Source organism: Staphylococcus rostri, from assembly GCF_002902145.1.
Classification (GTDB): Bacteria; Bacillota; Bacilli; order Staphylococcales; family Staphylococcaceae; genus Staphylococcus; species Staphylococcus rostri.
In genome coordinates, this window is the sequence record NZ_PPRF01000021.1 from 17451 (window position 1) to 38683 (window position 21233).

At 37.7% G+C, this 21233-nt stretch carries 17 protein-coding genes; 6 read left to right on the forward strand and 11 right to left on the reverse strand.

The window, feature by feature from the left end:
- Positions 1–10: 10 nt before the first annotated feature.
- The 7 genes from CD122_RS04250 to allC are packed head-to-tail and all read right to left on the reverse strand — an operon-like array spanning position 11 to position 7933.
- A complete protein-coding gene (locus tag CD122_RS04250; protein ID WP_103357762.1) occupies positions 11–760 on the reverse strand; it encodes an oxamate carbamoyltransferase subunit AllH family protein in 750 nt (249 codons plus the stop codon).
- Positions 757–2022 (reverse strand): YlbE family protein, encoded by a 1266-nt coding sequence (locus CD122_RS04255; RefSeq protein WP_103357763.1) that lies wholly within the window; start codon positions 2020–2022, stop codon positions 757–759. The genes CD122_RS04250 and CD122_RS04255 overlap by 4 nt, the downstream gene beginning before the upstream one ends.
- Positions 2022–3773: an acyl-CoA synthetase FdrA gene (gene fdrA / locus CD122_RS04260; protein ID WP_103357764.1), complete on the reverse strand. Its 1752-nt coding sequence runs from the start codon at positions 3771–3773 to the stop codon at positions 2022–2024. Before fdrA ends, CD122_RS04255 begins: the two co-directional genes overlap by 1 nt.
- Before the next feature lie 15 nt (positions 3774–3788).
- A complete protein-coding gene (gene allD / locus CD122_RS04265; RefSeq protein ID WP_103357765.1) occupies positions 3789–4838 on the reverse strand; it encodes an ureidoglycolate dehydrogenase in 1050 nt (349 codons plus the stop codon).
- Between the two features lie 27 nt (positions 4839–4865).
- Entirely contained in the window at positions 4866–5882 is a 1017-nt protein-coding gene (gene allD, locus CD122_RS04270) for an ureidoglycolate dehydrogenase (protein ID WP_103357766.1), read from the reverse strand.
- 17 nt (positions 5883–5899) lie between these two features.
- Positions 5900–6691 carry a (S)-ureidoglycine aminohydrolase gene (gene allE / locus CD122_RS04275; RefSeq protein ID WP_103357767.1) on the reverse strand — a complete coding sequence of 264 codons (792 nt, stop codon included), beginning with the start codon at positions 6689–6691 and terminating at the stop codon, positions 5900–5902.
- Positions 6692–6709: 18 nt separating this feature from the next.
- Positions 6710–7933 (reverse strand): allantoate deiminase, encoded by a 1224-nt coding sequence (gene allC / locus CD122_RS04280; RefSeq protein WP_103357768.1) that lies wholly within the window; start codon positions 7931–7933, stop codon positions 6710–6712.
- 179 nt (positions 7934–8112) lie between these two features.
- On the opposite strand from allC, the gene CD122_RS04285 reads away from it, so the two are divergent.
- Together CD122_RS04285 and CD122_RS04290 are read left to right on the forward strand one after the other, a co-directional pair.
- Positions 8113–8904: an alpha/beta hydrolase gene (locus CD122_RS04285; RefSeq protein ID WP_103357769.1), complete on the forward strand. Its 792-nt coding sequence runs from the start codon at positions 8113–8115 to the stop codon at positions 8902–8904.
- On the forward strand, positions 8901–10142 hold the full coding sequence (locus CD122_RS04290) for a M20 family metallo-hydrolase (protein WP_103357770.1): 1242 nt from the start codon (positions 8901–8903) through the stop codon (positions 10140–10142). The genes CD122_RS04285 and CD122_RS04290 overlap by 4 nt, the downstream gene beginning before the upstream one ends.
- A gap of 48 nt (positions 10143–10190) precedes the next feature.
- On the opposite strand, the gene allB is transcribed toward CD122_RS04290, so the two are convergent.
- A complete protein-coding gene (gene allB, locus CD122_RS04295) occupies positions 10191–11558 on the reverse strand; it encodes an allantoinase AllB (RefSeq protein ID WP_103357771.1) in 1368 nt (455 codons plus the stop codon).
- Complete coding sequence (gene allW / locus CD122_RS04300; RefSeq protein WP_103357772.1) at positions 11548–13008, reverse strand: allantoin permease; 1461 nt, start codon at positions 13006–13008, stop codon at positions 11548–11550. The genes allB and allW overlap by 11 nt, the downstream gene beginning before the upstream one ends.
- Before the next feature lie 140 nt (positions 13009–13148).
- Between allW and CD122_RS04305 the strand changes: the two genes are divergently transcribed.
- A complete protein-coding gene (locus CD122_RS04305; protein ID WP_103357773.1) occupies positions 13149–14753 on the forward strand; it encodes a PucR family transcriptional regulator in 1605 nt (534 codons plus the stop codon).
- A 112-nt stretch (positions 14754–14865) separates the two neighbouring features.
- Positions 14866–16104 carry an MFS transporter gene (locus CD122_RS04310; RefSeq protein WP_103357774.1) on the forward strand — a complete coding sequence of 413 codons (1239 nt, stop codon included), beginning with the start codon at positions 14866–14868 and terminating at the stop codon, positions 16102–16104.
- 124 nt (positions 16105–16228) lie between these two features.
- On the opposite strand, the gene CD122_RS04315 is transcribed toward CD122_RS04310, so the two are convergent.
- Both CD122_RS04315 and CD122_RS04320 read right to left on the reverse strand, forming a co-directional pair.
- The gene (locus CD122_RS04315) at positions 16229–17089 is read right to left on the reverse strand and encodes a DUF7222 domain-containing protein (RefSeq protein ID WP_103357775.1); all 861 of its coding nucleotides are present in this window, start codon (positions 17087–17089) and stop codon (positions 16229–16231) included.
- 69 nt (positions 17090–17158) lie between these two features.
- A complete protein-coding gene (locus tag CD122_RS04320) occupies positions 17159–17545 on the reverse strand; it encodes an SdpI family protein (protein WP_169926459.1) in 387 nt (128 codons plus the stop codon).
- A 172-nt stretch (positions 17546–17717) separates the two neighbouring features.
- On the opposite strand from CD122_RS04320, the gene CD122_RS04325 reads away from it, so the two are divergent.
- Positions 17718–18110 (forward strand): (deoxy)nucleoside triphosphate pyrophosphohydrolase, encoded by a 393-nt coding sequence (locus CD122_RS04325; RefSeq protein WP_103357777.1) that lies wholly within the window; start codon positions 17718–17720, stop codon positions 18108–18110.
- A gap of 2 nt (positions 18111–18112) precedes the next feature.
- The gene (locus CD122_RS04330) at positions 18113–20986 is read left to right on the forward strand and encodes a DEAD/DEAH box helicase (protein ID WP_103357778.1); all 2874 of its coding nucleotides are present in this window, start codon (positions 18113–18115) and stop codon (positions 20984–20986) included.
- Positions 20987–21233: the final 247 nt, after the last annotated feature.

Here is a 21233-nt window from a genome sequence, read left to right on the forward strand (position 1 = left end):
ATATCCTCCTTTATATAGCAGAAAAGATACCATAAGCGGTATCCTTTCCTGAAGAAGACCCGACGTTTAATAAGTGCATCATACTCAGGGAAGGGTTGGATTCATTTAATAAATCAGTGAGGCGTGAACTAAACACACCTTCAAGTGCAAGATTTAAAAATTGCTTACTTACCAAAGTCGTACAATCTTCTTGTAATATTTTTTTAATCAACGCTCGTTTCGTTGGGGTAATAAATGGGGTGATACTGTGTACAAAAAGCATCCCCACCAAAATATCATCGCCTGTTGGGGTCAAGCCACTACCTCGCCCAATAAAATAGCGCAGCATACCTTCATCGTTATCACTTGTTAAATCTGTTAACAGTAAATCAACCTGTTGTTTATTAAAATCAGTATCTTCATACTCACTAAAATCAATCTTTTTAAGTTCATCGATAAATGCCGTATTCTTGATGAACCTATCTTTAAAATTAATTACATCGCCATTCAGTCTTACAATGTGTGTGGAGAAGTAAAGACAATGATGCTTCATCTTTACTTCACTACCCACTTGAATATCATCTAATAACTGCATCTTTGTTTGTGCATCTACATTGATACCAAAAGGGAACAAACCATTTTCTGCTGTACCAACAAATATGAGTTCTTGACGCTCATTGATGATATTAAATCCTTTATTGAACACACTATGAATGGTTAGACGCTCTGCATTCAAAATCTTGAACACATCACTACCGATCACATTTGTATCAAATATCAAGATGTGTATCCTAATTTCTTAGCATATGCTTTAATGGCTTTTTCGAAACATTCAATAGGTGGATGAACTGTTCCTGCACCAATTTGTCCAAAGCCGGCAACTTTATGTGCAATACCTGTATTAATGACCGGTGTAATGCCTGTTTCAACAACTTTTCTTGCATCAATACCAAGTGGTGCCCCTTTAAAGTTCCATGTCGGAATAATAAAGTTAGGGTTTTCGGCAATACAAATTTCTGTCATTTGATTCGATGTTTCAAGCGCATCGTTAAAACCACCTGTACCAACAAAGCGTGTCACTGCTGGTGCCGCAATCATCGACATACCACCGACACCGATTGTTTCTGTAATCGCTGAGTCACCAATATCTGTATTGGCATCTTCTGCTGAGTAACCTGTGAAGTACAAGCCTTGTGGCGTATTGACAGGGCCTGTGAACCACTCGTCTCCCATACCAGCAATACGAATACCGAATTCTTTACCGTTACGACACATTGCCGTTACAATCGTACCTGCTTGAATTGTACGTGCTGCGTCCATCATTGCTTTACCAGTCGCCATAGCAATATTTAAGAAAAATTGGTCTGTATCTGACAAGAACTGTAAAACATCTTGTTTATCTTGGTCTTCTACGTCATCTAAACCTGAAATAATTGGTGCCATATCTCTTAAGAATGCGTATGATGCCGCAATGTTACGTTGGTGGAATTCATCGCCCATCGCAATCGCTTTAGCAATAAGTACGTTAATATTCAAACCACCATCAATTGTTCTCAACGCTTTGCTCAATACAGGACCTAAAACGTCTTTCATCCAATGTAAACGGTCAATCACTTGTTGGTTATAGGCACCAAATCGTAACACAGCACCGATACCTTCGTTCATTTGGCAATACGCTTCGTTCCCATTTTCCTTATTCACAACAACGAGGACTGGCATATTCATTGATGTGATACCACCCATTGGGCCAACTGCATTCACGTGATGACACGGAATAAACTTGATTTTACCTGTCTCTAATAATTGTCTTGCACCTGCTTCATCGCTTGCCCAGCCTTCAAACAAAATGGCGCCGACACATGAACCTTGCATTGGATCTGTCATGTCTTCATATGTCATCGGTGGACCTGCATGTAACAGGACGTGTTCTTCCAACTCAGGAATCACTTCATGTGCTGGAACAACATCCGTTAAAAATGGAGACGCAGCAATAACTTTTTCAACAACTGCTTGGTTGGCTTCATCTATTGTTTTAAAATTCATTAGTTAGTCTCCTTTTCATAGTTATTTAAAAATTGTAGTACTTTGATTAATTCTGTATCTCCGCCAGCAACTGGTTTCCAATTAAACTGAACGTATGGTGTATCATGGTCTTGAAGTGCTGTTGTAAAACTCTTCAAGCCAACATTAATCACACTTGGTTTATTGTTGATCAGCTGCATCACTTTGTCGTCTATTGTAAGGTCTTCCGCAACTACTTCGAAAGTTCTTGTCGTTTTTTCAGGTTGAACGACTTTGCCGCCTAACAACTCAATTGCTGTACGCACCATTTGATCGTTTGTATCACAAATATGTGCCCCTGCATTCGCTAAAATTGTTTTTTGTGCTTCATAGCCTTGGTAATCTTTCGTTGTCCCTACAACTGTTGCCAATACAACGATTTCACGTCCTGCTTGTTTTGCACGATCAATCACTTCAGTAATAATTGGTGCCAGTTCATTTGCCATATCATCATGACTGCCATAGCCAATAACGTTATCTAACATAATGACTGCTGTACGTTCATCTTCAACCGCTTGACGGAGCTTTTCTTTACGAATTTCTGGGTCAATCATTGGATGTGGCTTACCTTGTGTATACATATCATCGCCTAAATCAATGACTTCATGATGTTCTGATTTCAATGTATACCCTTCTGCATGGTCGCCTGTTACATTAAACGCATCTTGGATTAGAATCGCCGCTTCATAAGCTAATGTACCGCCTGAATAATAACCTTTAATGCTCGTTTGTTCTGCCTTGAAGGCTGGCTTCACATCAGACAATGACTTAGGCACAAACGATGGTGTTTCACCATTTGCCAATTGGACAGATACAACCGCCGCTTCTTCTAGTGTGTAAGCATTGTAAATATTTTGCTCATCGAATGTTGGTTTATGTCCAAGAAATAGTGTCACAATCGGCTTAGAAATATTTCTAAGTGTGTTCATCACTTTTTCTTGAACTTCCTTTGCAGGCGGCTTAGAAATGACTGTGATGACATTAACAGTTGGATCTGCATTCAATGCTTTAATACTATCAATCATCGTTACTGCACCGACTTCAGTCGATAAATCTCGACCACCCGTACCGATGGCATTTGTTACACCTTTGCCAAGACGGTCGATAATTGTCGTTACTTCTTGAATACCTGTACCAGATGCACCGACAATACCGATGTCACCTTTACTTACTGTATTCGTAAACGCTAATGGCACACCATGGACAATCCCTGTACCACAGTCAGGCCCCATGACTACTAAGCCTTTGTCATGTGCCATTTGTTTTAGTTTCACTTCATCTTCTTTAGCAACATTGTCACTGAACATAAATACATTCAAGTTGTGTTTCAATGCATTCTCAGCTTCCATTGCAGCGTATGTGCCAGGAATTGAAATTAAAGCTAGGTTGGGCTTTTCTGCCATATCTAATGCTTGTTTCCAACTCACTGCTTCTTTGTTAGACGTGTTATCAGCAGCTTCTGTTTCACCTTTTAATGCTGCTTCAACTTCTGCTTTAACCGTCTCAACTTTTTCTGGATCTTCAGTATCAATGACAATCACAATATCGTTAGCACCTGCTTGCTCTAATTCATCTGTCGCCAAGCCAGATGATTTGAAAATATCTTTATTGGCAGGTGTTCCCATCATGACTGACGCTTTATTTACGCCATCAATACCGCTTAATTTATTAGAGAGTAACATCAGTACGATAGAATCTTGATACGTATTTTCTTTAATTACTGTGTATAACATAATGTTCCTCCTTATTTATTCTGCAAATCGATTCTTACCGTGATATCTGTCGTAGTGGACATCATCACTCATCAAATAGTTGTAAATATTATCTGGAATCTCTATACCATCTTCATCATATTTTTTAGCGCGTAACTTGCCGCGTTCCCCAGGGTAATACACTTCATCAAATCCTTGAGCTGCCGGCTGTTGCTTAAGTTCATCCAACATTGTCGAAATTTGTGTTTTAAACATCTCAGGATCTGTAAAATATGCTGGGTTAATCACAATGTGCAATTGTCCTAAATCTCGCCCTTTTGTCATATCTTGATACATAGAAGTTACGTGAATCCCTTGTGGCAAGCCGAGTAATGCACCAGAAAGAATGTCTACCATCATCATCAAACCATAGCCTTTGGGACCAGCGACTGGTAACAAAGCATGAACGTCTCGAGAGTTGGTTGTTGGTACGCCCGAAGCGTCAACTGCCCAGGTATCAGGAATATCCTTACCTTTACTACGCGCATCGAGAATTTTACCCCACGCCTGTACAGTCGTTGCCATATCAAATGTAATAATACGATCATCATTTGTTGGACAACTAAAAGCAATCGGATTCGTACCAAAGTACGGCTCCGTTCCACCAAATGGCACAACCATCGGATCAGATTGACAGACACTCAGCGCAACCATACCTTCTTTGGCTGCTTTTTCAACAAAGTAACCTAATGCGCCACTATGAGAAATCGCTTTGACACCGACAATCGCAACACCATTTTCCTTCGCCATCGTAATCGCTTCTTCCATGGCGTATAAAGCCGCTTCATGCCCTGGTCCATTATCACCATGATAGATGGCAGATGATGGTCCTGTTTTCTCAAGTCGATACTCTGGATGAAGCGTTATGCCTCCTTTAGCAATTCTTTCTGCATAGTATTCCACTCGTACAGCACCATGAGAATGAATCCCTCTATGATCAGCGAATACCAATACATCTGATACATGAGCAGCAGACACTTCTGGCAGTCCCGCCTTCATTAATTTTTCTTTAATTAATTGAAATAATTGTTCTTTCGTAACTCTCATCAGTAGAACCTCCTCCCTGTTCATTACTTATTGTGTTAAATAATCGTATATTTCTTTAGCAACTGGTATGCCACTTTCTTTATACTTTTCAATGACCGTTTCTTGAATTTCTCCAGGATAATACACCTGTTCAAATCCTTTTGCCGGTGGAATCGCATGCAGCTCATCCACCATTTGAGAGACTTGTGCTAAAAAGCGTTCTCTATCTCCAAAAAATGCTGGGTTAATCACAATGTGCAATTGTCCAAGCTTTCGGTATTCTGATAAGTCTTTGTACATAGACGTTACGTGTTGACCAAATGGCAAGCCGAGTAATGATCCGGATAAAATATCAATCATCATCATTAAACCGTAGCCTTTAGGGCCAGCTACTGGTAACAATGCCGCCACATCATGTGGGTTCGTCGTTGGTTCGCCTTGGTTATCAACTGCCCAAGTTTCAGGAATATCCTTACCTTTACTACGCGCATCAAGAATCTTACCCCATGCTTGTACCGTCGTTGCCATATCAAAAATAATCGGTTTGCCATCTTGTTTCGGTGTCGCAAACGCAATCGGATTCGTACCAAAGTAAGGCTTCGTTCCACCAAATGGCACGACCATCGGATCTGATTGACATACTGTCAGCGCAACCATACCTTCTAACGCTGCTTGTTCAGCAAAGTACCCAATTGCACCACTATGTCCGATTTCTTTCACACCTACAACTGCAACGCCCTTATCCTTTGCCATCGCAATCGCTTCTTCCATTGCTTTGTAGGCAACGTAATGACCAACCGCATTATCACCGTGATAAATACCACTACAAGGCCCCGTCTGCTCGAACTTCAATTCTGGATTCAAATTGTAGCCTTTCGCTTTAATACGGTTAGAGTAATATTCCGCCCTCACTGCGCCGTGGGAATGAATCCCACGTTCGTCAGCGAAGATCATTAAATCTGCAGTCTTCTCAGCAAAGTGTTTAGGCAGACCCGAATTAACTAATTGTGTTAAAAATAATTGTCTTAGCTCATCTCGTTGTACATACACTAATTCTTCTGCCACGATAATACTCCTTTCTTCTATAATTCAATGTCTCTATTCGCATCTTTTGAATAGATATACGCGAATGGCTCGTCTAATCCGATCGCATACGTTGCTTGTGGTGAATAAGCACCCATAAAGATGTAATCGCCTTTATCTACAGGAATCCAGTTCTTATCAAGGTTGTACATACCTCTACCACTCAACACATACGCACCATGTTCTTGGACGTGTGTTTCAATGTAGCCGTGTGACGCACCTGGTTTGAATGATAAAATATGGAAGTTCATATCAAACTCTAATGATTTAGGGAGTAAGTCTTGAATTAACACTTCTTCCATACCTTCATATGCTTCTGGTTCAATGTCATTCACATTGCCAACAACAATGTCAGGTTTACCAACGTTTTCCGCTTCTTGATAGCGTTTTTTGTATAAGAACAGACGGCTGTCCTCGCCACCATTATTATTTTCAAATGTTAATTGAAGATGTGGTGGTACGTACAAATAACCACCTTCTGTTAACTCGTATTTTTTACCATCAACTGTCGCAGTAATCGCTCCATAGACAACATAGACAAATGTTTGGATGCCATTACCACCGAAACCTTGTTTGTTGCCACCTTGTTTTTTCACAGTGACTAAATAATCAACAAAGCGTGCACCCAGTCTCGGTGAACCTAAAATCGTAATATCACAGTCTTCAAACCCTGGGACCACATTGTTTACCAAACCATCTGGTGTAATTAATGCGAAATTGTCTTTCTTAATCACGGATCTTGTTTCTAATAAATCTTCTCTATAACCCTGTTTATGATTTAAATAACCCACGTGCAATCGCTCCTCTTATTAATATGCTAGTTTGTGTAATACGCTTGCTAATACTTCTATACCTTTGACTAAGTCTTCTACATCTGTTTCTTCTTCAACGTTATGTGAAATACCTTTAATAGATGGGACAAAAATCATGCCTGTTGGTACATGTTTCGCAAAGATTTGAGAGTCATGTCCAGCACCTGATGGCATCACTTTATATGCTTGCCCCGCCACTTCTTCAGCAGCCAACTCAACATTTTTAATAATGTCATCGTCCATTAACGTTGGTTCTTCATCCATCCATAAATTAATATTGACGTCCATACCACGTTGTTGTGCAACTTCTTTAATTGTCGCTTCTACTTCTTCTGCAAATTGGTTGAGCGCTTCTTGATCAATATGACGGCAGTCTACTGAGAATTCCACTTCACCCGGCACAACGTTCACTGTATTTGGTACAGGTGTCACATGACCAAATGTCAATACGAGTGGATCGCCAATTGCTTCTGCGCGTTTTACAAGTCGTTGGACAATTTCTGTAAAGGCAACAACTGCATCTTTTCGCAGTCCCATTGGTGTTGTCCCTGCATGGTTTGCTTCGCCTTTTAAGTTAATCGTATAGCGTTTTTGACCTACGATACCTGTTACTACACCAATTGATTTTTGTTCTGTTTCGAGTACTTTACCTTGCTCGATGTGCATTTCGACAAACGCTTTAATGTCATCACGAACTGTGTCATCTTGTCTAAAATCAAAGCCAGATTGACGCATTGCATCTGTGAATTTCACACCTTCTGCATCCGTAATGTCTTCTACATCTTTATTGTCTGCAAGGTTGAAGAAGTTTTTACTACCCCAGAATGTGTATGGGAAGCGGCTACCTTCTTCCTCTGCCAATGACAACACTTCAAGCGACTTTTTCGGTTGGCCATATTTTTCTAATAAATACTTAATTGCGACAATGGCAGATAAAATACCGAACTGCCCGTCTAAGTGACCGCCTTCAACAACCGTATCGATATGAGAACCTGACATAATTGTTTTTTCAGGATGTTCACTTCCTTCAATACGTCCTGTGAGGTTACCGACATCATCAAACGTCACTTCAAACCCTTCCTCTTTTAGAAGTGTTTCTAATGCGCGAACTGCTTCTGTCCACTCATCTGAATATAATAATCTGGTAATACCGCCACCTTGAAGGCCACCATAACTAGTAAATTGTTGATCTAAACTTTCAAACATTGTACGAATATCCACAGTATTTACCTCCTCGTTATATCTTCTACTTCAATTTTATACCGTCACCGGCGATAATTCTTTGACACTTCAGATAATAGTCACAGTGTTTTTTATCCAAGTTACACAAACAATATGACGAATTATCCACGTATACTAAAGTTAGGAAACTAGCTTCATCTAGAGAAAGAGGTGTATGTATGGAAGACGTTCTTATTTATAGTGGAGACACGCACACGCTCAAAGGGTCACTTTATACAGCAACAAACACATGTGATCGCGTACTTATTTATTTTCATGGGGGTGGGCTAATATTTGGTCAAAGAGATGACTTACCGCAAGCCTATATCGACGTCATCACGCAATACTATCATTTGCTTACCGTGGACTACCGTTTACTACCCGAAGCAGACTTTCAAGATATACTAGCGGATTTACAACATATTCATCATTACGTTCACACACAATTTGATAATGTATATTGTATGGGACGCTCAGCTGGCGGCTTTTTAAGTCTGATTTATGCGAGTCAATATGACGTACAAGGGCTTATTGACTTTTATGGCTTTTATCATGTGCGACATCCAGATTTTAAATCGATACCTAAAAACCATCTGAACGTGGCAAATATGCTAACTGATGAGATTAAGACACAGTTTACACTGCCGGACGTCTCAACAAGCTTATCACCACAGCCAAGATATCTTTTATATCTCTACTACAGACACCATGGATTGTGGCCATCACTGATCGATTATGAAATTGATACAGCAATACTCACACAGTTACCTAAAACATTTATTGCACATGCCCGCTACGATCCAGATGTTACAATTGCATATAGTAAAAACTTGTGCAACTTGAATAAACGCGCAACATTGGTGGAAATCGACAGTGATCATCATCAGTTCGATGAAACCGTAACACCCGATATGATTCAGCTCTATCATCAAGCATGTCAGTTTATTAAAAACGAGGAGGCGTTATTATGAACAAACATCGCATATTATCAACATTAAACAGCTTCAATAATTTAGGAATTAGCACGAAGTTAGACGGTATCAATCGTCTCGCATTTACACACAATGAAAGACTCGCCGCACTGAAGTTTTCCATGTACTGCCAAGAGTTAGGCATGTCCGTCTATTTCGATAAAGTAGGAAACGTCATTGCCAGACGAGATGGTAAGTACAATGACCTCCCACCTGTTGTGATTGGCTCACATATTGACACGGTTCCTGAAGGCGGACAATATGACGGATTATTAGGGGTTGTTGGCGCATTGGAAGTTGTAAGACATCTCAACGATATTAACTTTGTGACTGACCATCCAATTGAAATCATTGCCTTTAGCTGTGAAGAATCCGCACGCTTTAACGTTGCGACGATTGGTAGTAAATATTTGTGTGGAATGTTGAATGAAGAAGATATGAAGACGATTCAAGACAAAGACGGTCAGACATTATTAGACGTCGTGCAATCCATGACCTCTACTGAACCGCCAAGAAAGGCACCCTATCATGACCAAATGAAAGCTTTTCTAGAATTGCACATTGAACAAGGCCCTATTTTAGAAAACAAAAATAAAGAAATTGGTATTGTGACACATATCGCCGCACCAGAACGTTTCAAAGTGAAGTTACAAGGCGTAACGAGTCACTCCGGCTCAACACCGATGCCAATGCGTAAAGACGCCATGACATGTGCTGCAGAGATTATCCTACAAGTTGAACGCATCGCAAATAATTATCACAGTGATGGCATTGTCGCAACGGTTGGTGGCGTAAATGTAACACCTAATACCATGAACGCTGTGCCTGGTGATGTGCAACTATTAATCGATGTACGTGGCATTGACCAAGACATTCGAACAACAGTTGTAGGAGAAATTATGACGCAAATCAATAAGATTACAAGTGAACGAGACATCGTTGTGAATATCGATTCTCTTGGACAAGATACACCCGTTGTTTTATCAGAAAAGATTGCTGATATCATTGAAGATAAAGCAAAACTTCAAAAACGCACTTACCATCGAATGTTTAGCGGTGCTGGCCATGATGCAATGAACATGGCACAACTTTGTCCAACAAGTATGATTTTCATACCATGTAAAGACGGCATTAGCCACTCGCCAAAAGAATCTGTCACAACACAACAAATTGAAAACGGCATCAGTATTCTAATTGATACAGCAATCGAACTAGCGTCTTCAAGCATAAAATTATAAAAGCCCAGCTGGCATATATTTGCCAGCTGAGCTTTTTACGTTATTCAATTATTTTTTAATAAATTCACCGATGAACTCTGGTTTTAAACCTTCTGCTTGTTCATATGTTGTTTGACCACGTAAGATTGTTCTCACAACTTGCGCACCAATTTCTCTGCCTACATATGGGCTAATTTGGTGTCTATATGCCAAGTCTTCCGCTTTTAATGTATAAGGTGCGTCACGTTTGATGAATACAAAGTCCGCATCTTTACCTTCTTTAATACTACCTTTTTCTTTAAGGTCAAAGCGCTCAGCAGGATTCTTCGCAATGATTTCTGCAAATCGTGTTAAAGACATATTTCGTTTTTGAACACCTTCATCAAATAATACGTCAACGTTATTTTGTACGCCGGCAATACCGCCCCACGCTTCAAAAGCATTGTCTTTATCTTTTAACTCAGGGTTACATGGAGAGTGGTCACTAGTTACAAAGTTAATGTCACCATTCAAGACACGTTGCCACATACCTTCTAAACGTGCTTTTTCACGAATCGGTGGTGAACATTTTACAACTGGACCGATATCATCTAACTCTTCTTTGTAGAAGTAGAGATAATGTGTACATGTTTCACACGTTACGTCTACGCCTTCTTTTTGCGCCTTAACAATCGCTTCAACACCTTCTTCACATGCAACGTGAACGATGTGAATGCGACAGCCTGTTTCTTTTGCGAATAAAATTAATTTTTGAATTGGCTCAACTTCAGTGAAGGCAGGGCGACTATCAACATAAGCAGCCATTGTTGTTTCACCATTTTTATAAGCAATTTCACCTAATTTATCAGTAATTGCCGCATTTTCTGCATGAATTGATAAGATTTTGCCTGTCTTCGCAATTTGTTTCATACCTTCATACAGTGAATAATCATCGACATTCATGAAGTCACCATCAATCGAACGGTCACCACATGTCGCAACAAAACATTTATAAGCTACAACACCGTCTTCATCTAACTCTTGAATACCGCCATCCAGATTGTAAGGGACCAGACCACCATAACTTGCCACATCAACTGCTAACTTCCCTTTCCCCGCTTCATATTTCACTTGAATAGATTCATGATCCGTTGTCGCAGGAACTTGGTTAAGTGGCATTTCGATAATCGTTGTTACCCCACCTTTTGCAGAACCACGCGTACCTGTTTCATAACCTTCCCAGTCATCACGATAACCACCACCTGGCTCCGTAATATGCACGTGCGCATCAATCATACCAGGCGATACGATAAGACCTTTCGCATCAATGACTTCAGACGCTTCACCCAAGTCTGTTCCAATCTCCGCAATCTTACCGTCTTTAATACCAACCTCAACTTCTTTTGCTTCATCTTCTAAAATCACAAGTCCGTTTTTAATTAAAGTATCAAATTTCATGTTGCTTCACCTGTCCTTTTCCGAATTTTTTTAATATTAGATAGAGAACTGCTGCTGTTATAAAGCCAATAAACCAAGACAAATCAGAAATTACTTTCAACCCTGGAATAAAGCCTAAGAATGATACAATAACCCCTACAATCGTTGCGATATAAGCTTTCTTGTTCAAACGCTCCAAACCTGCAGGTGGATTGTTGGTATCGAAATAAAGTCTATCCAAATCCACTTCTGTATGAATCACGCGATAGAAATGTGCAATCATGACACCCGCAACTGGACCGAGAATGGCACCGATTAAGTTCAGAAACATAAAGATACTTTCGCTGTTTTCCATCATTTTCCAAGGCATGATAATCACACTGATCACAGCGGCAATGATAACACCGCGTTTATATGTGATGACTTTTGGTAGCAACGCACTTAACTGATACGCTGCAGGAATAATATTACTTGTCGCATTGGTAGAAATCGTTGTCATCAATAACACGCCAATCGCAAATACAATGGCTACAAGGCTATCCCATTTACCGATAATATAAAGAATATTCCATTCTTGTTTACCGCTAAATATAGAAGCACCAATCAAGATACAGACACTTGAGATAGCAAATAAGATATGCGCAACAACTACACTACCAATCTGCCCTACCACTTGTGCTTTTGTAGACTTCGCACTCTGTGTAAAGTCCGCCACACTTGCGCCAGGTGCAGCCCATACCGCAATCAATGAATTCATTACAACTAAAAAGCCTAAAATGACTGGATATGATGCGTGTGTGTTACTTGTTAAATCGTAAGCGAGAATATTACTAAAGCCACCGCCTACCTTAACACCCCAAATTGCCATACCACCAAAGATGATATAGATCAACGGGTTTAATACTGCTGTGAATTTATTTAAAATAGATCCGCCACCAAAACCGATAGCGAAGTTAATCAACCAAAAGATAAAGAATGCAATTGCGGCAGATGCTGTCAAACCTAAAAACTTACCATCGCCACCAATATTTGAAAATCCTGGGAACAATTTATCTAATAGTACAATTAAAGCAAGCGCTCCAGCATACGTTTGTAAACCAAACCAAGCAATACCTGCTACAACCCCACGTAAAATACCAGGTAATTTTGCCCCCATATCACCATAAGTTAACCTTAGATGCATGGCGAAAGGAATTCCGTATTTTGATCCAGCATAGCCATTCGCCGCCAAAAGAATACCAATCGCAACCGAACTAATCACAAGTGCAATCATGATTTGCAATGGTGACAATCCCAGTAACAAGAACCCTCCTACCGCTGTGTAATTGGGAATGTTGTGAACAGCTCCCATCCATAGCGTAAAATAGTTAAAGGTGCTAAAATTACGTTGCTCTGGTGTCTTTGGCATAATGTCTCTGTTATACCCACGTTGTTCATAGAACGAAGTCGGTCTGTTGTCAATACGATTCATTTCAAGCCTCCTTTAAAACATTTAGAAGGATCCTCTCTTTATTAAAATGTACTATTGTATCCGCTTACATTCTATGACAAAATAAACATATAAAATATTTTTTTAGTCATTTTTGACAAAAATTGGGAGATGATGAGAATATGACAACTTTGAATGACATTTTAAACATCGAATTATTTTCAGGATTAAAGCTGATTAACGAGCAGGGAGACTTGAATAGATACGTAGAATTTGTAGATATTACCGAAACACCGGACATTAAAGATTATATTGCCGAGCACACCTTACTACTTACAACAGCGATGGTCTATCAAGACAACCAACAAGGGCTGATTCAACTGATTAACGACCTGCATAGCGTGAATGTCGCAGGTATTGGGATTAAATTATCTCGCTTTCTACACAAGATTGATCAAAAAGTCATCGATCATGCCAATAAGCTCAACTTCCCAATTATTGAAATTCCCTATTACTGGAAGCTCGGTGCGATTACACATGAAATTTCTTCTTATATTGCCGATGATGAAAACGACAAACTTAACTTTGCGATTGATCTACAACAAAAAATAAACAAGATGATTATCAATGAATATACAATTGATAAGATTATCGAACAGTTATCAAAACTGATTAAGGCACCTATTTTATTAATTAATCCTTTTTCAGGCATAGAAAGCCAAAGTTTATATTTCAAAAATAGACCTGGAGAAGCACGTCATTATCTGAAGAAATTCACGAACAATTACAATAAAGAAACGAAAAAAGTCACATTCGATGAAAATGACTATGGCGTATTTGAAGTACCCGCCTATACGTATTTCCCGTACTACATTATGATTCTAGAAATCCAAAAACTCAGCTATCCATTTAGCTACTTAGCCATTGAACAAGCTGTCAACGTTCTTAGTTTCGCCATTTACAAAGAGAATCGTATACTGGCACAACAACAAGAAGACACGAATCAATTTTTCGAATCACTCATGAAGACAAAGGATAGCTCACCGATTGATATGAGCCAAAACCCCGACTTCTTCAAAAACTATCATCTGAGACAGTCTAATTATTATCAAATCATTATTTGTGGTGTAGATAGAGAAGATGGTATGGAGAATAGTGTTTATCTAAGTGAACGTTATCAAATGACCTTTGCGTGGTTAAAAGAGATGCTAGAAAACATTGATGATAATATCAGTATTTATGGATTAAGAAACAACTACAAATTCATCATACTTATGCAGAAAAAACACGAGAACTATATTGAATACTGTAAGTTTCTACAGAAGGAATATAAGAAGTTCTTTAACAGCTCGCTATCATTCGGTATCGGCAATCAAGTGACAGACTTCAAACAAATCACACTTTCATTTATTGAAGCGAACGAAGTCTATGACACGCATAATGAGAGCTATTTAAGAGAATTTATTGAAATTTATCGTTCTAAAAGTGTGGAGGAACTACTGCAACTCATTCCAGTTGATAAGTTGAGGCCTTTCGTAAATTACACACTCGGACCCCTTGCCTATCCACAAAAAACAAAAGATAAAGAATTGAAGAAAACATTGAAGGTCTATATGGAGAACCAATGTGATATTACCAAAACAGCATCTTTAATGTTTGTACATCGAAATACCGTCAAATATCGCATTAATAAATGTGAGGAAATGTTAAATATGGATATTAGCGATCCAGAAAATTCATTAGATATTCGACTTGCGATTTTCACATCCGAACATCTAACACTTTAATTTAGTCGAAGTGGACAGAACATAAAACAACTTTGTCTATTTGCACCAATGTTATTCATCATTAATTCCACTATTCTTTAGATAAACACTTATATCTAAGGAGGATACATCGATGAATAACATTAAGTACGATGAAAATTATTATAAAAAGATTATTTTCGCCCTCGTCCTAGGTTGGGTTGCAATATGGATTTATAGAACTATCTTAACGCCAATCTATCCACAAATTCAGGATTCCCTTGGCAACATTAGCGACTCACAAATGGGCTTAGTCGCTTCGATTTACTTCTTTGCATATACCGGCATGCAAATTCCGTCAGGGGCATTAGTAGATAAATTCGGTCAGAAAAAAGTACTGATTCCAGCCTTTCTTGGGTTTGCAGCCGCAGCATTGATTATCGGCACAAGCAGCACCATCACACAAGTCTACTTAGGTGCACTCGTAGCCGGGATTTCAACAGGGTCATACTATGGTGCTGCATACTCATTGTCAGCGAAGCATATGCCGAAAGAAAAGAAATCATTCTCTAACGCAATCATCAACAGCGGTTCTGCATTAGGGATGGTTATCGGGCTCGTCGGTTCATCCGTACTCGTAGCCGGCTTAAACATTCAATGGAACTACATGTTATACATGACAGCACTTATTATCTTAGCCGTAACATTCATCTTCATGCTATTTATTAAAGGTGACAAATACGACAAACAAATCGCAGTTAAGCAAGAAGAAAAAGTCGTTACAACAAGTACAACAGCGAACGACGTATCACTCTTTGCTCCAAAACAACTCGCAACCTACTTCGTCTACTTTGCGACATGTTATGGCTACTACATGATCGTGACATGGTTACCATCATTCTTAGTATCAGAAAAAGGATTCGCCCAATCATCTGTTGGTTACGTTGCCGCACTCGTTGCTGTAACAGCCATTCCGGGCGCACTCTTCTTCTCAAAATACATTGATAAACATAGCGATCAACGCTTAAAACTGATTTTATTCCTGTTACTCGCAGCAGCCATCACAATCAGCTTAACCGTATTCGCACCAAACCCGGCCGTACTCTATATCGCACTCGTCCTTTACGGCTTATTAGGTAAACTTGCCATCGACCCAGTCTTGATCACATTCGTCTCAGACTCTGTGTCACAAGACCGCGTCGCAAAAGCACTCGGTACCTTCAACTTCTTCGGTATGGCATCATCAGTTGTTGCACCATGGTTAACAGGATACATCAGCGATATGACCGGCTCAAAAGTATTAGCATTCTATATCGCAGCGATTTTATTATTACTTGCAACAATTATTTTCTACCTTGTTGTATACGTACGTGAAAGAAAAGCCGTGGCGTAAGTATTATAGACATACTCTCCTATAAATGAAATGAACCCGAGCCAAACACGTGGTGTTGTGTTAGCTCGGTTTTTTTGTGGGGGTTATAGAGTATAAGTTTGATTTATATTGATGCCTACGTTTATTAACAAAGTTTACCATCTTTTATATAGATGATATTTTCTTGCTCATTACCCTCCTTATCATAGGTAGTTTTTTCAACTTCTAAAGTACTGTTTTCATAGCCTAATACATAATAGTTCACAATCTCATCTTTAGGGGTTAAAACTTTATCAATGTAAAACAAAGGTCTTTTTCTATATAAAGTTACACCACTAATATACAAGCCCTTAACTGCTATGCTACCATAAGGAATACTTTTATCGTATGCATGACCTTCTTTAACCTTATGAATACAAGGTCTATTACAGTCAGCTTTAATAATATTATCATCAATTGCCATAATTTCATCGACAATTGTGTCAATGTCTGGCATTTCTTCGATGATAACATAGTCGTTTTCCATAGCTTGTTGGCAAGCTAATTCCACAGCTAATGCCACAATATTCCCTTTATCTTGACAAGTATATTCAAACTCTACATATTCCATGTAGTCGTCAATAATAAAGTCATGTTGTTCATCGTCCGGCAAGCTAAAGAAGTACTGAGGGTCTGCATCTATAGCCTCATCTTGGGCTTTATCGAACATTAATGAATAATAGTCTTCTTTATCCATTAAGTTCAATTCTGTAGTTTCTTTTAGAGCTTTTAGTGCCTCAAGACTTTCCATTTCTTCAATGTTGTAGCCTAACTCTTCTAGAAATTCTACTACAATATCGTTGATGATATGGTAGTTTTTATTAAAGAATTCTTCTCGTTCTTTGTAAGAGACTAGTCCAGTAGGTGAAACACCATCTATACCATACTCAGCAATTTCTTTAATTGTTGAGTTTTCATTACCCAACTCTTTAACTATATCAACTAACACCTCATAATTGTTTGGCATAATATTGAACCCCCTAATGTGAATCTATGTTTAAAAATCAATTTATCTACCTAAATAAGCTTAGCAAATTCATAAATCTATTCTTGGTTTAGTTGTTAGCATCAATTCTTCATTATCTATAGGGTGGACTATTACCCTATAACGAAAACACTCTCTATTTTGATATACAACAATCAATAATACTTGGTAAATATCGGAAACAAACAATATATTCTCATAACCCACTATCAACAACGCAACGTCGATCACAAACCAGACGATTGAAACCATTAGTGCATAGCGAAAGATTTTTTCAAACACTTCTCCAAATAGCACTTGCGCACGCTCCCAATTTTGTTGGTTTTTCATTGATTTTTTAGTGCGAAAACCATAGAAATAATTAATTTGTTGGGGTGGTGCACTAGAAAATAGTCGTCCTACTAAAAAACATATCAAACTGCATGCTAGTATTGTCATATTAATCTCCCCTTTGTCTAATGGCTTACCTCTTTTTATCATACCTTAATAAAGTGATACTTTAAAATTTATATAAATGAGTTAAAAGTTCACTTTTTCCTATATACGATCTGTTCAATAACTACGTCGATTGTTAAAATATAAGCAAATGAGTTATTATGGGGGTAATTTTTTGAAAAAACAAATTGAAGTTGTTGGTGCTGTTATATTTTCTAATCGCAAAGTGCTTTGTGCACAAAGAAGCGAACAAATGAGCTTACCACTTATGTGGGAGTTTCCAGGCGGTAAAGTAGAAAAAGGTGAAACGGAAGTAGATGCGCTAAAACGTGAAATAGAAGAAGAAATGTTGTGTGATTTAGAAGTTGGAGACAAAATTACATCTACAACTCATGAATATGATTTCGGTATTGTAAATCTTCATACTTATAAATGTAAATTGAAAGAAAAATTGCCTACATTAACAGAACATAAAAGTATTAAATGGCTCGATGTTCATGAATTAGAATCATTAGAATGGGCACCTGCAGATGTACCTACCGTGAAACTGATTGTAGGTGAAGGATAGCGATGACACATTTATTAGAAGACTTTACTCAATCTTTGCATAAAGGATTTATAGACCGCTCCATCCCACATAAAGGGAATTTTATGCCTAAATTATTAGTTAATAATCATGAAGAGAATGTACTTTCAACCATTATTAATGAGTTATACAAGTGTAAGTCCTTTACGATTTCTGTCGCTTTTATAACCGAGAGTGGTATTGCAAGCTTAAAATCTCAACTTTACGATTTAAAACAAAAAGGTGTTAAAGGCAAGATTATTACTTCCAACTATTTAGGGTTCAATACACCTAAAATGTATAAAGAATTATTGAAACTAGATAATGTTGAAGTCAGACTCACTGGTGTTGAAGGGTTTCATGCAAAAGGTTACATATTTGAACATGATCACTATTCTTCTATGATTATAGGAAGTTCTAATTTAACATCCAATGCCCTGAAAATAAATTATGAACATAACATCTTATTATCTACACAAAAGAATGGCGATCTTGTCCACAACGTTAGTGCACAGTTTAATGAATTATGGCAAAAAAGTCATCCACTCACTGACACGTGGATTCAACAGTACGAACAAAACTATGAACAGCGTAACTTAAAAGAAGTATACCGTGTCACACAGCAACAAATAGATATACAACAAAAACTTGATAATACTGTGAATATTGAACCAAATGTCATGCAACAAGAAGCATTACATTCACTATCTGAACTGAGAAAAAGTGGCAAAGATAAGGCATTGGTTATCTCCGCAACAGGTACAGGAAAAACAATCTTATGCGCTTTAGATGTTAGAAACTATAATCCAGATAGATTTTTATTTGTCGTGCATAATGAACAAATTTTGACAAAAGCTATGGAAGAATTTAAAAAAGTCCTTCCTTTTGCTAATGATGAAGATTTTGGCTTTTTGAAAGGTAACGATAAAAAACTTCATGCTAAATATCTATTTGCAACTGTCCAAACGTTATCACAAGATGATGTATATAAACAATTTGATCAGAACAGTTTTGACTACATTGTTTTTGATGAAGCACATCATGCTGCTGCCGCTTCATATCAACGTGTGTTTAATTATTTCAAGCCTAACTTTGTACTAGGGATGACAGCGACGCCTGAGAGAACAGATAACTTAAATATCTTTGAAATGTTTGATTACAACATTGCTTATGAGATTCGATTACAAAAAGCACTTGAGAGCGAAATACTATGTCCTTTCCACTATTATGGCGTCACTGACTATATCCATAACGGTGAAGTATCCGATACGTATAGTGACTTGGCAAATTTAACTTCTGATGACAGAGTAAAACATATATTAGAAAAGACGGCGTATTATGGGTATTCCGGAGATGAATTAAAAGGACTTATTTTTGTTAGTCGAAAAGATGAAGCAAAAGCATTAGCCGAAAAATTGACATTAAATGGTGTCCCTTCTATTGCATTAACGGGTGAAGATAAATCAAGCAAACGTCAAGAAGTAATCAACCAGCTCATATCCGGAGAAATTAACTACATTGTAACCGTCAACCTCTTTAATGAAGGTGTCGATATTGCATCAGTAAACCAAATTGTTATGTTACGAGAAACAGAATCGAGTATCATCTTTATTCAACAACTAGGACGAGGACTTCGTAAAAGTAGCAACAAAGAATACGTCACTGTTATAGACTTTATTGGCAACTACCAAAAGAACTATCTCATTCCAATTGCATTATCTGGTGACCAATCACAAAATAAAGACAACTATAAGCGATTTTTGGCGAACAATAGTGCTTTAACTGGTATTTCTACAATTAACTTTGAAGAAATTGCCAAGAAGAAAATATATAACGCGCTTAATAAAGTAAAACTCAATTCAGCAATGTTCATTAAGCAAGCATATAATGAAGTCGAACAAAGAATCGGACGTATACCTTTACTTATGGACTTTGTAAAGCAAAATGCCATAGATCCTAATGTAATTATTTCATCTGATAGCACTTATAAAAACTATCATGACTTCTTAGTCAGAACAAAAAAGATAGACGACCAATTAACAGAAAACGAAAAGCTAAATTTGACATTTTTATCTCGAGAAATTGCACCGGGTCTAAAAAATGTAGATCATGTTGTTTTAAAGGCATTAATGCAAAGGTCACATAATGTACAAGAGTTATTAAAAATCGCACAAGAAGTCGATCCTCTCGTTACAAATCAAGATATTCAAACATCTTTGAAAATATTAAGTTATACATTCTTTAATGCGACAATTAACGATACGTACGGTGAACCAATTATCAAAATATCAAATGACAATATTCAATTAACTGAAACAATCACCCAATCACTAAACAATGACCTTTTTAAAACATATGTAGAAGATATTATTAACTTAGCACAATATAATAGCTTCAAGCATTTTGATAATCAAAACAACCTGATTTTGTATAAGAAATACACAAGAAAAGACGTTATTAAAATACTCAACTGGAATAAAGATGAATCTAGTACCATTTATGGCTATAAATCCAAACACAGTACACTTCCTATTTTTATCACATACCATAAACAAAAAGAAATTAGTGATAATACAAAATATGAAGACGCATTCCTCAGCCCTGACGAGTTGAAATGGTTTACGCGATCAAGCAGAACGCTCAAATCAGCAGAAGTGCAAGACGTGATACAGCATAAAGAAAAAAATATCGCCATGCATATTTTCGTCAAAAAAGAAGATTCAGACGGAAAAGATTTTTATTACTTAGGGGAAGCCAACTACCTAGAAAACACTGCACAAAATGACAAAATGCCCAATGGAGATAATGTTGTAACCATGCTTTTATCTATGGAAACCCCTGTCAAAGATGAAATTTATCGTTATATTGTTGAAGCATAATACAGTTTTACTAGAAGACAATAAAAGCAGAAACTTAGCTCAAAAAACGGGTTTCTGCTTTTTTATGATTATAACAATACTTATATACTGTCATTTTCCTACATTTTATTCAAACAAATCATTTGATTTTGCATATTAAAATTTAATTTTATATAATATCGGTAATTAAATATACAGAATTCGGAGGAATACAATGAGAAACGTATCTGAAATTTTAAAATCTTTAAATCTATCTCCTACATATGAA